At 20.2% G+C, this 14,496-nt stretch carries 14 protein-coding genes and 4 tRNA genes; 12 read left to right on the top strand and 6 right to left on the bottom strand.

Translation table 11 applies throughout. The features are described from left to right. The first annotated feature begins 104 nt into the window (after positions 1 to 104). A complete protein-coding gene (locus AB4W45_RS02265) occupies positions 105 to 629 on the top strand; it encodes a hypothetical protein (RefSeq protein ID WP_367671239.1) in 525 nt (174 codons plus the stop codon). A 61-nt stretch (positions 630 to 690) separates the two neighbouring features. Then, the gene (gene der, locus AB4W45_RS02260) at positions 691 to 2,064 is read left to right on the top strand and encodes a ribosome biogenesis GTPase Der (protein ID WP_367671237.1); all 1,374 of its coding nucleotides are present in this window, start codon (positions 691 to 693) and stop codon (positions 2,062 to 2,064) included. Positions 2,065 to 2,094: 30 nt separating this feature from the next. Here der and fdx read toward each other — a convergent pair whose 3' ends face one another. From fdx to AB4W45_RS02240, 4 genes are all read right to left on the bottom strand, one after another. Then, the gene (gene fdx / locus AB4W45_RS02255; protein WP_367671235.1) at positions 2,095 to 2,421 is read right to left on the bottom strand and encodes an ISC system 2Fe-2S type ferredoxin; all 327 of its coding nucleotides are present in this window, start codon (positions 2,419 to 2,421) and stop codon (positions 2,095 to 2,097) included. Between the two features lie 70 nt (positions 2,422 to 2,491). Further along, complete coding sequence (gene hscB / locus AB4W45_RS02250; RefSeq protein ID WP_367671234.1) at positions 2,492 to 2,995, bottom strand: Fe-S protein assembly co-chaperone HscB; 504 nt, start codon at positions 2,993 to 2,995, stop codon at positions 2,492 to 2,494. 67 nt (positions 2,996 to 3,062) lie between these two features. Further along, a complete protein-coding gene (gene iscU, locus AB4W45_RS02245) occupies positions 3,063 to 3,452 on the bottom strand; it encodes a Fe-S cluster assembly scaffold IscU (protein WP_367671233.1) in 390 nt (129 codons plus the stop codon). 39 nt (positions 3,453 to 3,491) lie between these two features. Beyond that, positions 3,492 to 4,709 carry an IscS subfamily cysteine desulfurase gene (locus AB4W45_RS02240; RefSeq protein WP_367671232.1) on the bottom strand — a complete coding sequence of 406 codons (1,218 nt, stop codon included), beginning with the start codon at positions 4,707 to 4,709 and terminating at the stop codon, positions 3,492 to 3,494. Positions 4,710 to 4,956: 247 nt separating this feature from the next. On the opposite strand from AB4W45_RS02240, the gene AB4W45_RS02235 reads away from it, so the two are divergent. From AB4W45_RS02235 to AB4W45_RS02200, 8 genes are all read left to right on the top strand, one after another. Continuing rightward, a tRNA-Trp gene (locus tag AB4W45_RS02235) sits at positions 4,957 to 5,029 on the top strand. A 63-nt stretch (positions 5,030 to 5,092) separates the two neighbouring features. Beyond that, entirely contained in the window at positions 5,093 to 6,955 is a 1,863-nt protein-coding gene (gene ilvD, locus AB4W45_RS02230) for a dihydroxy-acid dehydratase (RefSeq protein ID WP_367671230.1), read from the top strand. 51 nt (positions 6,956 to 7,006) lie between these two features. Next, positions 7,007 to 8,482, top strand: a complete 1,476-nt coding sequence (ilvC, locus tag AB4W45_RS02225; protein WP_367671229.1) for a ketol-acid reductoisomerase — start codon at positions 7,007 to 7,009, stop codon at positions 8,480 to 8,482. A 319-nt stretch (positions 8,483 to 8,801) separates the two neighbouring features. Next, positions 8,802 to 9,134 carry a thioredoxin gene (gene trxA, locus AB4W45_RS02220; RefSeq protein ID WP_367671228.1) on the top strand — a complete coding sequence of 111 codons (333 nt, stop codon included), beginning with the start codon at positions 8,802 to 8,804 and terminating at the stop codon, positions 9,132 to 9,134. A gap of 92 nt (positions 9,135 to 9,226) precedes the next feature. Then, entirely contained in the window at positions 9,227 to 10,486 is a 1,260-nt protein-coding gene (gene rho, locus AB4W45_RS02215; RefSeq protein WP_367671227.1) for a transcription termination factor Rho, read from the top strand. Between the two features lie 218 nt (positions 10,487 to 10,704). Continuing rightward, positions 10,705 to 10,778, top strand: a tRNA-Arg gene (locus tag AB4W45_RS02210). A gap of 85 nt (positions 10,779 to 10,863) precedes the next feature. Continuing rightward, positions 10,864 to 10,939: transfer RNA gene (locus tag AB4W45_RS02205), tRNA-His, on the top strand. A gap of 57 nt (positions 10,940 to 10,996) precedes the next feature. Further along, positions 10,997 to 11,070 (top strand) — tRNA-Pro (locus AB4W45_RS02200). 18 nt (positions 11,071 to 11,088) lie between these two features. Here AB4W45_RS02200 and cyaY read toward each other — a convergent pair. Then, a complete protein-coding gene (gene cyaY, locus AB4W45_RS02195) occupies positions 11,089 to 11,439 on the bottom strand; it encodes an iron donor protein CyaY (protein WP_367671226.1) in 351 nt (116 codons plus the stop codon). Between the two features lie 171 nt (positions 11,440 to 11,610). Here cyaY and dapF point away from each other — a divergent pair, with 171 nt between their 5' ends. Together dapF and AB4W45_RS02185 are read left to right on the top strand one after the other, a co-directional pair. Beyond that, positions 11,611 to 12,453 (top strand): diaminopimelate epimerase, encoded by an 843-nt coding sequence (gene dapF, locus AB4W45_RS02190; RefSeq protein ID WP_367671224.1) that lies wholly within the window; start codon positions 11,611 to 11,613, stop codon positions 12,451 to 12,453. A 95-nt stretch (positions 12,454 to 12,548) separates the two neighbouring features. Then, a complete protein-coding gene (locus tag AB4W45_RS02185; protein ID WP_367671223.1) occupies positions 12,549 to 13,784 on the top strand; it encodes an MFS transporter in 1,236 nt (411 codons plus the stop codon). Positions 13,785 to 13,817: 33 nt separating this feature from the next. Here the strand turns inward: AB4W45_RS02185 and AB4W45_RS02180 are convergent, their stop codons facing one another. After that, the gene (locus AB4W45_RS02180) at positions 13,818 to 14,492 is read right to left on the bottom strand and encodes a class I SAM-dependent methyltransferase (RefSeq protein WP_367671222.1); all 675 of its coding nucleotides are present in this window, start codon (positions 14,490 to 14,492) and stop codon (positions 13,818 to 13,820) included. Positions 14,493 to 14,496 lie beyond the last annotated feature (4 nt).

The following is a 14,496-nucleotide window of genomic DNA, read 5'->3' as shown; positions in this document are numbered from 1 at the left end:
AATGTTCTTAAAATATTTTTTTTAATAAACTATTGATTTAAAAAATAAAACATATATATTTATTATATAAAAAATTTTAATTTATTCAGGTTTTTAAATTTTCTATGAATTTTAAAAAAATCAAAAATTATAAGTTCTTTTTTTTTATTTTTTTTCTTTTTTTATTTTTTTTAATATCTTTATTTTTTTTAAAAAAAAATATTGTTTGTAATAAAAAAAAAATAGATTTTATTACTTATAAAAATTATATAGACTATGCTAGTAAAAAAAAATTACAAATATTTTTTAAAAAACAAAAAGGAACTTATAAATTTTTATCTTTATTAAAATATACACATAAACATTTAAAAAAAAATGATATACTATATATAGTAAAATATTTTAAAAATAATAAAGTTCTTACAAAAAATAATTTTATAAATAATATTTTATATTTTCGAATTTCTAGAATGCAATTTTTTTTAAAAAAAGATAATTTAGCCTTTGAAAACTTAAAAAAAATAAAAGATTATCCATGGATTAATTTTTCTAAATTATATAGTAAAAATATTTTTAAAAATAAATTATCTCATAAAAAATATTTTTTTTATTGGGTAAAAAATCCAATTTTTAAAAATTTTTTTTATTAAATTTTTAAAAAATCTATTTTTAAAAATTTATATAATCTTAATAATAAATTAGGTTCTATTAATGACTTTAACAATTTCTCTTATTGGTTGCCAAAATGTAGGAAAATCTACAATATTTAATAATTTAATTAAAAAAAAAAAATCTTTAGTTTTAAAAAAATATAAAGGAATTACACGTGATCGACAAAAAAGTTTTTTTTTATTAAATAATTATTATATTAATTTAATAGATACTGCAGGTTTTTTTTTAAATAAAAAAATACTTAAAGAAAAAATTTTATTTCAAATTAACTTATCTATACAAGAATCAGATATAGTATTTTTTATAATAAGTTCAATACATGGATTTAATAATTTAAATTATAAAATTAGTCAAAAAATTAGAAAATTAAATAAAAAAGTTATTGTAATAATTAATGAATTTAATAAAAAAATAGATGATTTTCTTTTAATTGAATTATATAAATTTGGATTTAAAAAAATTTATAAAATATCTGCTATTAATTTAAATGATATTAATTTTTTAAAAAAAAAATTAATTAAATTTATAAAAAAAGATTCTATATTAAAATATAATTTAGAAAATAATCAAAAAAAAATAAAAAAATTTAAAAATATTATTAAAATATCTGTAATTGGAAGACCAAATTCAGGAAAATCTACGTTAATTAATCGATTAATTAAAGATAATTCAAGATTAATTACTTCAAATATTTCTGGTACTACTCAAGATACTATTTTAGTATCTACATTTGATAATAATATAAAATATAATTTTTTTGATACACCAGGAATTAGAAAAAAATCTAAAATAAAAAATTTTATTGAAAAAGAATTTATTAAAAAAACATTAAAAACTTTAAAAAAAGTAGATATAACATTATTAGTGATAGACGCTACTGAAAAAATTATTTCTAATCAAGATTTAATTTTATCAAATCTAATTTTTAAAAATGGATGCTCTATGATTGTTTTAGTTAATAAATGGGATTTATTAAATAAATCAGAAAAAATTATTTTTAAAAAAACTTTTTATTTTCGTTTTCGATTTATAAAAAATATACAATGTAATTTTTTGTCTTTTCTTTTTAAAAAAAAAATAAGAATAATGCTTTTAAAATTAATTAAAAAAATGTATTTATTAACTACAAAAAAATTTAATAGTTCATTTTTAACAAAAGTTTTAAAAGAAGCTGTAAATAAACAAAAACCTTCTATTTGTTCATATAATAAAAATAGAGCTAAATTAAAATATGCGCATTCTGGTGGAATAAATCCACCAATTATTGTTATACATGGAAATAAATTAAATGATTTATCTATTTCATATAAAAAATATTTAAATAATTTTTTTCAATCTAAATTAAATATTTTTGGAATTCCTCTTTTACTACAATTTAAAAATAGTAAAAATCCTTTTATATTAAATAAATAATTAATATTTTTTATATTTTTTTAAAAAAAATTATATATAATTTGTATTATATAAAGGTATTTCTACTTCAATGTCACAATTTCCTAATTTAGCTTGACATGACAATCTACTAGTTTCAGTTAATCCCCATGCTTTATCTAAAACATCTTCTTCTTTTTCTTTTATATTAGATAATGTAGAAAATCCATTTTTTATAATACAATGACATGTACTACAAGAACATGATTTTTCACATGCATGCTCAATATTTATTTTATTTCTTAAAGCAACATCCAAAATTGATTCTCCTTTTTTTCCAAAAAAAGATCCTCCTTTGGGTAATAATTTTTTATGAGGTAAAAATTTAATTTTTGGCATATTAAGAATACTCTTTTATTTTTAAATATTTAATAATATTTTTATATTTTAAAAAATTTTTTTTAAAAAATTAAAATATTTTCTTGATATTTTTTTGAATTTTTTTCAAAAATAAGAGTTTTTGAAAAATTAAAAATGATTTATTCCAAGATTTTTTATTTAATTTTATTTCAATTTTTTTTTGATATTTTATTAATTTTTTTTTAATTTTTTTATAAAATTTATTTATTTTTTTATAGTTATTTTTTTGTATTTTAATTTTTTCTAAAGTTTCATAATATTTATATTGTTTTTTTAAAAAAGATGTTTTTAAGTTATTTTTTTCTTTATTTAATTTAAAAGTATATCCATGTAATTTTAAAATATATTTTATTCTTTTTATTGGATTTTTTAATATTTTATAACCATTATTAATATAAATTGATTTTTTTAAAGCTTTTTTTTTTTTTTTTAATGAGCAATTTATATAAAAATCAGGATGATATTTTTTTTGTAGAGAATAGTATTTTTTTTTTATTTTTTTTTTTTTAATATTAAATTGTAATGGTAAATTAAAATAATCAAAATAATTCATTTATTTCTCATATGTTATATTGAAAATTATAATAAAAATAAATTAAAAAAAGTAAAATTATTTTTTTTTATTTTATATTATTTTTTTTTTTATAATCTTTAATTGCTTCTTTAATGGCACTTTCTGCTAAAATTGAACAATGTATTTTAACTGGAGGAAGATTAAGTTTTTTAGCAATATTTTTATTTTTTATTTTACTTGCAGAATGAATAGATTTACCTTTAATCCATTCAGTTATTAAAGAACTTGATGCAATAGCAGATCCACATCCATAAGTTTTAAAACAAACATCTTTTATTACTCCTTTTTTATTTACTTTAATTTGTAGTTTCATAACATCTCCACATGCTGGAGCACCTACTAATCCATTTCCGATATTTTTGTTATTTTTATCTGAAAATGATCCAACATTTCTTGGATTTTCATAATGATCAATAACTTCTTTACTATATGACATATATTTCTCTTTTTTTTTAAATTTGTTAAAAAATTAATTTTATGTTTTCCAGATTACTTTACTTAAATCAATGCCATCTTTAAACATTTCCCATAAAGGTGATAAATTACGTAATTTTTTTACAGATTTTTTTATTAAATTTATTGTAAATAAAATTTCTTTTTTTGTAGTAAATCTTCCTATAGAAAATCTAATTGAACTATGTGCTAATTCATCTTTTAATCCTAAAGCTTTTAAAACATAAGATGGTTCTAAACTAGCTGAAGTACATGCAGAACCTGATGAAATACCTATTTCTTTTAACGACATAATTAAAGATTCTCCTTCAATATAATTAAAGCTTACATTGAGTATATGGGGAACGCAAATATTTAAATTAAGATTACTATTTAAATTTATTTCTTTAATTGAAGATAATCCATTCCATAAAATATCCCTTAATTTTTTAATTTTTTTAAAATCTTTTTTCATATTTTTTCGAATTAATTTACAAGCTTCGCTCATTCCTACAATTTGATGAATTGGAAGAGTTCCAGATCTTATTCCTCTTTCGTGTCCACCTCCATGAATTTGAGAGCTTAATCGAATTCTTGGATTTCTTTTAATATATAAAACCCCTATTCCTTTTGGTCCATAAATTTTATGTGCAGAAAAAGATAATAAATTTAATTTAATTTTTTTAACATCAATTAATATTTTTCCTATACTTTGAGTTGCATCTGTATGAAAAAAAATGTTATTTTTAAAACATATTTTAGCTATTTTTTTAATATTTTGAATAATTCCTATTTCATTATTAACGTGCATAATAGAAACTAAAATAGTTTTTTTTGTAATTTTTTTTTTTAATTCTGAAAGACTTATTAATCCATTTTTTTTTGGAGTTAGATATGTAACTTTAAATTTTTTATTTTCTAAATATCTACAAGAATCTAAAATTGATTTATGTTCTGTTTTACTTGTTATAATATGATTTCCTTTATTTTTATAAAATTCTGCAATTCCTTTTATTGCTAAATTATTAGATTCTGTTGCTCCAGAAGTAAAAATAATTTCTCTTGGATCAGCATTAATAATTTTTGCTATTTCAAATCTTGAAATATTAACTGTTTCTTCTGCTAACCATCCAAATTTATGTGATCGAGATGCAGAATTACCAAATATTCCATTTATAGTTAAATAATTCATCATTTTTTTAGCAACTATATTATCTACTGGAGTTGTAGATGCATAATCTAAATAAATTGGAAGTTTCATTTTTTTTTTTGCTCTTTATAAAAATTTATTAAATTTTTTTTTTTGATATTTATTAAATTTAAAAAAATATTTTTAAAAAATATTGATATATAAACATTTTACTATTAAAATAACAAATATAATATATTAAATTTTATTATATTATTGATTTTTTAAAAAAATATCTTTATAATTTTTTTAAGAAAATAATTTATAAATATAATTAATTTTTTAATAAATATTTAATTTTATATATTAAATTATAAAAAAGGGTGTAGTTCAATTGGTAGAGCATCGGTCTCCAAAACCGGTTGTTGGGGGTTCAAGTCCCTCCACCCTTGTATTATATATATCATATTTATTTTTTTTATATTATATTATTTTAAATTTATAGGATAAATATTATGCCAGAATATCGTTCTAGAAAAACAACTCATGGAAGAAATATGGCTGGAGCCAGATCTTTATGGAGAGCTACTGGAATGACAGATAAAGATTTTGGAAAACCAATTATAGCTGTTGTAAATTCTTTTACAGAGTTTGTTCCTGGACATATTCATTTAAAAGAAGTTGGAGAATTAATATCAAAAAAAATATATAAAGAAGGAGGAGTTCCAAAAGAATTTAATACAATTGCTATTGATGATGGAATTGCAATGGGTCATTCTGGAATGTTATATTCTCTTCCATCTCGTGAATTAATTGCAGATTCAGTAGAATATATGATTAATGCGCATTGTGTAGATTCAATGATATGTGTTTCAAATTGTGATAAAATTACTCCAGGAATGTTAATGTGCGCTTTAAGATTAAATATTCCAACTATTTTTATTTCTGGAGGGCCAATGGAATCTGGTAAAAATTTAGATGTTAAAAATAAATTTTTAAATCATTCTAAATTAGATTTAGTAGATGCTATAATGAGTAGTGAAAATCCAAATTTTTCTGATTTAGATGTAGATAAAATAGAAAAATCAGCATGTCCAACATGTGGTTCTTGTTCAGGAATGTTTACAGCTAATTCTATGAATTGTTTAATTGAAGCTTTAGGTTTATCTATTCCAGGAAATGGAACTTTATTAGCAACACATTTAGATAGAAAAAAATTATTTTTAAAAGCATCAAAATTAATTGTAAAAATTACAAAAAGATTTTATAATTTAAATGATTATTCGCTTCTTCCTCGTAATATTGCTAATAAAGAAGCATTTAAAAATGCAATTTCTTTAGATATAGCAATGGGTGGTTCAACAAATACTGTTTTACATTTATTAGCTGCTGCTCATGAAGGAAAAATTAATTTTAATTTAAAAGATATAGATTTTTTATCAAAAAAAATACCTCATTTATGTAAAGTATCTCCAAGTACTTCAAAATATCATATGGAAGATGTTCATAGAGCTGGTGGAATTATATCTATTTTATCAGAATTAAATAAAGGTAAATTAATTAATTCTAATATAAAAAATGTTCTTGGATTAACATTAAAAGAAACATTTAAAAAATTTGATATTTCTATTTCACATAATTCTAAAATAAAAAAAATGTTTTTAGCTGGTCCTATGGGTAAAAAAACTAAAAAAGCATATTCTCAATCTTTTAGATGGGATTCACTTGATTTAAATAGAAAAAGTGGTTGTATACGATCAATAAAAAATGCATATAGTAAAGATGGAGGATTAGCGATTTTATATGGAAATTTAGCAGTAGATGGATGTATTGTTAAAACTGCTAGTGTAGATAAAAAAATACAAGTTTTTAGAGGACCTGCAAAAGTTTATGAATCTCAAGAAGATGCATCATATGCAATATTAAATAAAAAAATTAAAAAAGGAGATGTAATTGTTATTCGTTATGAAGGTCCAAAAGGTGGTCCTGGAATGCAAGAAATGTTATATCCTACTACATATTTAAAATCTATTAATTTAGATAAATCATGTGCATTAATAACTGATGGAAGATTTTCTGGAGGAACATCTGGATTATCAATAGGACATATATCTCCAGAAGCTGCAAATAAAGGATTAATATCTTTAGTAAAAAATGGAGACTTAATTGATATAAATATTCCTAATAGAACTTTAAAATTACTTGTTTCTAAAAAAAAAATAATAAAAAGAATGAAATTAGAATTATCTAAAAAACAACCATTTTTTCCAAAAAACAGAAAACGAATTATATCATCTGCTTTAAAATTTTATTCATTTTTTGCTACTAGTGCAGATAAAGGAGCTGTAAGAGATAAAAATAAATTAAAAAATTTTTAATTACTTTTAAAAAGTATACTTTTTTTATCAATCAATAGGAAAATTTTAAATATGCTAAATTATTTTAATAAGTTAAATTTTCGTCAAAAAATTAAAGAATTAAAAAACTGTAAATTGATAAAAAAAGAACATTTTTTAAATGGATTAAAAATTTTAAAAAATAAAAAAATTGTTATTGTAGGATGCGGATCACAAGGTTTGAATCAAGGTTTAAATATGCGAGATTCAGGATTAAATGTATCTTATGCTCTTAGAAAAAAAAGTATAGATCAAAAAAATGAATCTTGGTTAAGAGCTAAGAATAATAAATTTTTTGTAGATACATATGAATCTCTTATACCTACTGCTGATTTAGTAATTAATTTAACTCCAGACAAACAACATAGTTCTGTAGTTAAAAAGTTACAATTACTAATGAAAAAAAATTCTGTATTAGGTTATTCGCATGGTTTCAATATAATTGAAATGGGAACTGTAATTAGAGATGACATTACTGTTATAATGGTTGCTCCAAAATGCCCAGGAACAGAAGTTCGAGAAGAATTTAAAAGAGGATTTGGAGTTCCAGCTTTAATTTCAGTTCATAAAAAAAACAATATCTTAAATCAAGGTCTAGATTATGCCAAAGCGTGGGCATTTTCTATTGGATCTCATAAAGCTGGAATATTATATTCTTCATTTTCAGCAGAAGTGAAATCTGACCTCATGGGAGAACAAACAATATTATGTGGATTATTACAGGCTGGTTCCATAACGTGCTATAAGTATCTTGTAAAAGAAGGTCATGATTCAAGATATTCTGGGAAATTGATACAAAACGGTTGGGAAGTAATGACAGAAGCTTTAAAACATGGAGGTGTAACTCTAATGATGAATAGATTATCTAATCCTTCAAAAATTAGAGCATTCAAATTGTCCCAACGTTTAAAAAAAGTTTTTTCTCCTTTATTTCGAAAACATATGGATGATATTCTTTCAGGAAAATTTTCATCAAAAATGATGGAAGATTGGAATAATAAAGATAAAAAATTAATTTCCTGGAGAAATAAAACTAAAAAATCTATGTTTGAAAATTCTTCTTCTTACAAAGAACATATTGAAGAAGAAGAATATTTCGGACATGGATTATTTATGGTTGCTTTGTTAAAAGCAGGAATAGAATTATCATTTGAAATAATGGTTGAATCTGGAATTTGTAAAGAATCAGCATATTATGAATCTTTACACGAGCTTCCTTTAATTGCAAATACCATTGCTCGTAAAAAATTATTTGAAATGAATGTTGTTATATCTGATACTGCAGAATATGGAAATTATTTATTTTCTAATAAAGCTGTCCCTTTATTAAAAAAATTTATGATTAATTTAAAATATGGAGATTTAGGTAATCTTTTAGTTTCAAATGATATAGATAATTTAATTTTAAAAAAAATTAATGAAAAAATTTCTAGTCATCCTATTGAAAAAATTGGAAAAACTTTAAGAAAATATATGACAGATATGAAAAAAATAAAATTTAATTTATAAAATTATTATTTTAAAAATTTTATTTTATTGTTAGTAATTTTAAATTTTAATTTAATTTATAGTTCTATATTTTTTTCTTATATTATGATTTTTTAAAAATATTTTTTTAAAAAAAAGTTTTTAATTTTTTTTTAAAATTTATTTATATAATATAAGAAAAAAATTAATTTTAGTATAATTTTTTAATATTTTAATAATTTTATATATACTTATTTTAATTGTATGATAAAATTTTTTAGTTATAAAAAAAATTAAATAATTTATATAATTTTTTTAGTAAAATTTTTTTTTAAATAAAAATATAATAGAGATTAATTACATGAAAAAAAATTTTAAAAATTTAACAGATGAAAATTTTAAAAAATATATATTAAATTCTAAAAAAAATTATATTTTAGTGGATTTTTGGGCGTCTTGGTGCGCTCCTTGTCAAGCTTTATCTTTAGTTTTAGAAGATATTTATAATGAATATAAAAAAAAATTAAAAATAGTTAAAGTAGATATTGAAAAAAATTCAAAAACTGTATTAAAATATTCTATTCAAAGCATACCTACTTTAATATTATTTAAAAACAATAAAATTTTAGATAAAAATGTAGGATCATCTACTAAAGAAAAATTAAAATTGTTTTTAAATCAACATATTAAATAATTTTTAATGATTATTTTTTAAAAATTATTATTTAAACAATTTTTTTTTAAATATAAAAATTTCTTTAATTTTTTTATTAAGAATCTATTATTATGAATCTTACTGCATTAAAAAATACATTAGTTTCAAAATTAATTATACTTGGCGAAAATATGGGATTAGAAAATCTTGCTCGTATGAGAAAACAGGGCATTATTTTTTCTATTCTAAAACAGCATTCAAGAATTGGGGAAAATATTTTTGGAGATGGAGTTTTAGAGATTTTGCAAGATGGATTTGGATTTTTAAGATCTTCTGATAGTTCTTATTTAGCAGGTCCAGATGATATATATGTTTCGCCAAGTCAAATACGTCGTTTTAATTTAAGAACAGGGGATACAATTTCAGGAAAAATAAGACCTCCAAAAGAAGGAGAAAGATATTTTGCTTTATTAAAAGTTAATAAAGTAAATTATGATAGACCTGAACATTCAAGAAGTAAAATTTTATTTGAAAATTTAACTCCTTTTCATGCAAATTCTCGTTTACGTATGGAAAGAGGAAATGGATCTACAGAAGATTTAACAACTCGAGTTTTAGATTTAGCATCTCCAATAGGAAAAGGTCAAAGAGGATTAATTGTAGCACCTCCAAAAGCAGGAAAAACTATTCTTTTGCAAAATATTGCTCAAAGTATTGCTTATAATCATCCGTATTGTTTATTAATGGTTTTATTAATTGATGAACGTCCAGAAGAAGTAACAGAAATGCAAAAATTAGTTAAAGGAGAAGTTGTTGCATCTACATTTGATGAACCTGCTTCGCGTCATGTTCAAGTAGCTGAAATGGTTGTTGAAAAAGCAAAAAGATTAGTTGAACATAAAAAAGATGTAATTATTTTATTAGATTCGATTACTAGATTAGCTCGTGCATATAATACTGTTGTTCCATCGTCTGGAAAAGTTTTAACAGGTGGTGTAGATGCAAATGCATTACATAGACCAAAACGTTTTTTTGGAGCTGCTAGAAATGTTAAAGAAGGAGGTAGTTTAACAATAATAGCTACTGCATTAATTGATACTGGTTCTAAAATGGATGAAGTAATTTATGAAGAATTTAAAGGAACTGGAAATATGGAATTATTATTATCCAGAAAAATTGCAGAAAAAAGAGTTTTTCCAGCAATTGATTATAATCGATCAGGTACTAGAAAAGAAGAATTATTAACATCTATAGATGAATTGCAAAAAATGTGGATTTTAAGAAAAATTATACATCCAATGTCAGAAATTGATGCTATGGAATTTTTAATTAATAAATTATCTATGACTAAAACAAATGATGAATTTTTTGACATGATGAAGCGTTCATAAAATTTTTATAAAAATATATTTTTTTAAAATAATTTTTTTATTTAAAGCATAAATATTAAATAATTTAAAGTATAATATTTTAAAATATTTTTTTATTAATTTTTTAAATTTTTATAGAATATATTTACATTAATTTATTATTTTTTTTTTTATAAAAAATATTTTTTTATAATTTTTTATTATATTTTTTTTTAAATATTCAATAAATTACATAAAAAGCGTCTGTAGCTCAGTAGGATAGAGCGCTATTTTCCGAAAGTAGAGGTCTCAGGTTCAATTCCTGTCAGGCGCATTAAAATAATATAAATAAATTTTTTATTGATAAATTTTTAAATTTATAATATATTTAAATAAAATTAAATATAAAAAATTATTTGGTGGTTATAGCTCAGTTGGTAGAGTCCTGGATTGTGATTCCAGTTGTCATGGGTTCGAGCCCCATTAACCACCCCATAAATTTTTTATATTTTTTTAATAAAAGAATTTTAATATTTTAATATAAATTAATATCGGCGAATAGCGCAGCTTGGTAGCGCAACTGGTTTGGGACCAGTAGGTCAGAGGTTCAAATCCTCTTTCGCCGAATATATTTTTTATAAATATTACAGTTTAATTTTATTAAAATTTTTTAATATATTTGTTCCAGTTTTTTTTTTAAAGAAGTTTTTTAAAAAAGAAAAAATTTCACATTTGTTTCTTTTACAAAACCATTTATTTTTATAGTATTGAAAATGATATCCTTTATATTTTGTAGCTATCCATATTTGTTTTAAAAATTCCTGTCTACTAATAATAATTTCATTTTTTAAGTTAATTTGAATTTTCATTATATTATTATAAGATTCATAATCAATATCTATATTTCCTGAATAATTATCTAAAGATTTTTCTAATTTATAAATTATTTTGTTAACTATTTTATTAAATTTAAATACATTTTTATGTTTATTCATATTTCTTTTATTTAATTTAGTTAAAAGATAAATTTTTTATGAGTAAATATTTAATTTTTTGAAAAAATTTTAAATATATTAAAAATTTTTTTTAATAAAATAAAATAAATTTTATTCTTTAAAATAGTGTATTAGAAATATTATTTAATACAAGAGATATATTTGTATAATATGAAAAAAAAAAATAAATTAAGATTTTCTAAAATGCATGGATTAAAAAACGATTTCATGGTAATTGAAACGTTAACTCAAAATTTTTTTTTAACTAAAAAAATTATTCAAAATTTTTCTAATAGATATACAGGAGTAGGTTTTGATCAATTATTAGTAGTAGAAAATTCAATAATAAAAAATACTGATTTTAATTATCGTATTTTTAATTCTAATGGAGATGAAGTTGAACAATGTGGTAATGGAGCAAGATGTTTTGCTAAATTTGTATATGATAAAAAATTTATAAAAAAAAAAAAAATTGTTGTAAGTACGAAAAATAGAATTTTAATTTTAAAAATTAAAAAAAATAATAAAATATCTGTAAATATGGGAAAACCTGAATTTAGGCCGAGTAAAATTCCTTTTTTATGTAATAAAATAAAAAAAATTTACAGTATAGATATTAATTTAAAAAAAATATTTTTTGGAGTTGTTTCTATAGGAAATCCTCATTGTGTAATTCTTGTTCAAGATATTTCTAAAGCGCCTGTTTTAAATATAGGTTCTTTTTTAGAAAGTTATTATTTATTTCCAAAAAAAGTAAATGTAGGTTTTATGCAAATAATAAATAAAAATGAAATATTTCTTCGAGTTTTTGAAAGAGGAGTAGGAGAAACGCAAGCATGTGGAAGTGGAGCATGCGCAGCAGTTGCAATTGGAATACAACAAAATAAATTATCAAATTTGGTAACAGTAAATTTAAAAGGAGGAAAACTCATAATTAAATTTAATTCCAAAAAAAATTGTATGTATATAATTGGTACTGCGAAAAATATATATGATGGATATATTTGGTATTAATTTTTTAAGAAAAAAATATGTTCTATTTTTTTTTTTTTTTTTTTCTTAAAAATAAGATTAATATATATTTTAATTAATAACTAAAGGTATATATCATGCTTATAAAAAAAAAAATAAAAAATAAAAAAGTAAAAAATATATCTACAAACAATTATATACAAAATCGTACAAAAGATTTCTATAAAGTTGTTATTTCTTTATTTTTAGTTGGATTTTCTACTTTTTCAATTTTATATTCTATACAACCAATTTTACCAATTTTTTCAAAGAAATTTTGTTTAACTCCTTCTCAAAGTAGTTTAGCTTTGTCTGTTTCTACTATTTCAATGGCTTTTGGGATTTTGTTTATAAGTCCAATTTCTAATTTTTTTGGTCGTAAAAAAATTATCTTATTGTCGTTATTTTTAGCATCAATTTTAACTATTATTTGTTCTTTTTGTCGTACTTGGCCTGAAATAATTATTATACGAGCTTTAATTGGTTTATCGTTAAGTGGAGTAACTTCTATAGTAATTATTTATTTAAGTGAAGAAATGGATTCTGAAATTTTACCTTTTTGTATTGGATTGTATATTAGTGGAAATACAATTGGAGGTTTTTCTGGAAGAGTTTTTAGTAATATTATTGCTCGTGTATTATCATGGAATTTAGTTTTTTTAGTAATTGGATGTATGTCTTTGTTTTTTTCATTTTTATCTTTAATTAATTTACCCAATTCTAAAAATTTTAAAAGAACTTCAGTAAATTTTAAAATTTTAATAAAAAATTTTATTTTACCTTTTAAAATTAAAACGTGTAAAACTTTATTTTTATCTGGATTTTTTTTTATGGGTAGTTTTGTATCATTATTTAATTATATTAGTTATAGATTAATTATGAAGCCTTTTTTTTTAAATCAGATATTAATTTCTTTTTTATCAGTTATATATTTAGTAGGAGTATATAGTTCTCCTAAAGCTAGTTTTTTATCATCAATATATGGAAGAAAAGCAGTAATACAATATTCTTTATATGTTATGATTTTTGGTGTTTTTTTAACATATTTTAATAATTTGTTTTTGATTATATTAGGTTTATTTCTTTTTGCAATAGGGTTTTTTATTGCTCATTCAACAATGAGTAGTTGGATTAGTTTTTTAACTAAAAAATATAAGTTAGAAATTTCTTCGTTATATTTTTTTTTTTATTATTTAGGTTCTAGTTTATTTGGAAGTTTTACAGGAATATTTTGGTTTTATTGGGGATGGAATGGAATTTTTTATATTTTAACTTTTTTTCTTGTTTTGAGTTCATTTTTTATAAAAAATTTATCGGAAGAAACTAAAAAATAAAGTATATAAATATAAGTAAATTTTTTTAAAAATTTATGTATTATATATATCAAATCTATAATTTTTTCCATATAAAATGTAATTAGGTTTTTTTTTTTTTAAAAAAGATTGATTTAAATATCTTTTAACAACAACTTTTTTTTTTGCTAGTTTTATTGCTGGTTTTAATAATTTTTCTTCATTATTTGTGTTTTTTAACAATTTTTTTAATAAAAACATATCTTTTTTTGGTTTAGATTTTTTTTTATTAAACATGGGATCGATATAAATAATATCAGGAATAATTTTTCTTTTTTTGAAAAAAATTAAGCTATCTGAATGAAATAATATCATTCTTTTTTTTATCCATTTTCCAATTTTTTGGTCTGTATAAGCTCTTTTAAGTCCATTAGATAGTAATTTATAAATAATTAAATTTTTTTCTATCATGAATACTTTAAATCCAAAAGATGCTAAAACAAAAGAATCTTTACCAAAACCTGCAGTACTATCTAGAATAGTGATATTTTTTTTTGATTTTGTTCGCATAGCTTTTATAATAAGTTCTTTTTGTTTGTTATATTTTCTTCTAAAGTTATATGTTCCTGATAAAAAATCAATAAAAATTGATTCCATAGTTTTGTTTTTTATTAAGTTTATTCTATATAATTTTAGTACATTTTTTTTTTTTAATAAAATTATTTTGTATTTGTTTTTAATAAAAATCATATTT

It is taken from the genome of Buchnera aphidicola (Periphyllus testudinaceus) (assembly GCF_964059035.1).
Taxonomy (GTDB): domain Bacteria; phylum Pseudomonadota; class Gammaproteobacteria; order Enterobacterales; family Enterobacteriaceae; genus Buchnera_J; species Buchnera_J aphidicola_BN.
The sequence above is the reverse complement of the archived record's forward strand: the minus strand, read 5'-3'. Positions and strand labels throughout refer to the sequence as shown.

Coding starts and splice junctions, on each gene's coding strand:
- hscB (WP_367671234.1), bottom strand. CDS start 2,995: ATGAATTATTTTGATTATTTTAATTTACCATTACAATTTAATATTAAA.
- dapF (WP_367671224.1), top strand. CDS start 11,611: ATGAAAAAAAAAAATAAATTAAGATTTTCTAAAATGCATGGATTAAAA.
- der (WP_367671237.1), top strand. CDS start 691: ATGACTTTAACAATTTCTCTTATTGGTTGCCAAAATGTAGGAAAATCT.
- AB4W45_RS02180 (WP_367671222.1), bottom strand. CDS start 14,492: ATGATTTTTATTAAAAACAAATACAAAATAATTTTATTAAAAAAAAAA.
- AB4W45_RS02240 (WP_367671232.1), bottom strand. CDS start 4,709: ATGAAACTTCCAATTTATTTAGATTATGCATCTACAACTCCAGTAGAT.
- AB4W45_RS02265 (WP_367671239.1), top strand. CDS start 105: ATGAATTTTAAAAAAATCAAAAATTATAAGTTCTTTTTTTTTATTTTT.
- fdx (WP_367671235.1), bottom strand. CDS start 2,421: ATGCCAAAAATTAAATTTTTACCTCATAAAAAATTATTACCCAAAGGA.
- cyaY (WP_367671226.1), bottom strand. CDS start 11,439: ATGAATAAACATAAAAATGTATTTAAATTTAATAAAATAGTTAACAAA.
- iscU (WP_367671233.1), bottom strand. CDS start 3,452: ATGTCATATAGTAAAGAAGTTATTGATCATTATGAAAATCCAAGAAAT.
- ilvC (WP_367671229.1), top strand. CDS start 7,007: ATGCTAAATTATTTTAATAAGTTAAATTTTCGTCAAAAAATTAAAGAA.
- rho (WP_367671227.1), top strand. CDS start 9,227: ATGAATCTTACTGCATTAAAAAATACATTAGTTTCAAAATTAATTATA.
- trxA (WP_367671228.1), top strand. CDS start 8,802: ATGAAAAAAAATTTTAAAAATTTAACAGATGAAAATTTTAAAAAATAT.
- ilvD (WP_367671230.1), top strand. CDS start 5,093: ATGCCAGAATATCGTTCTAGAAAAACAACTCATGGAAGAAATATGGCT.
- AB4W45_RS02185 (WP_367671223.1), top strand. CDS start 12,549: ATGCTTATAAAAAAAAAAATAAAAAATAAAAAAGTAAAAAATATATCT.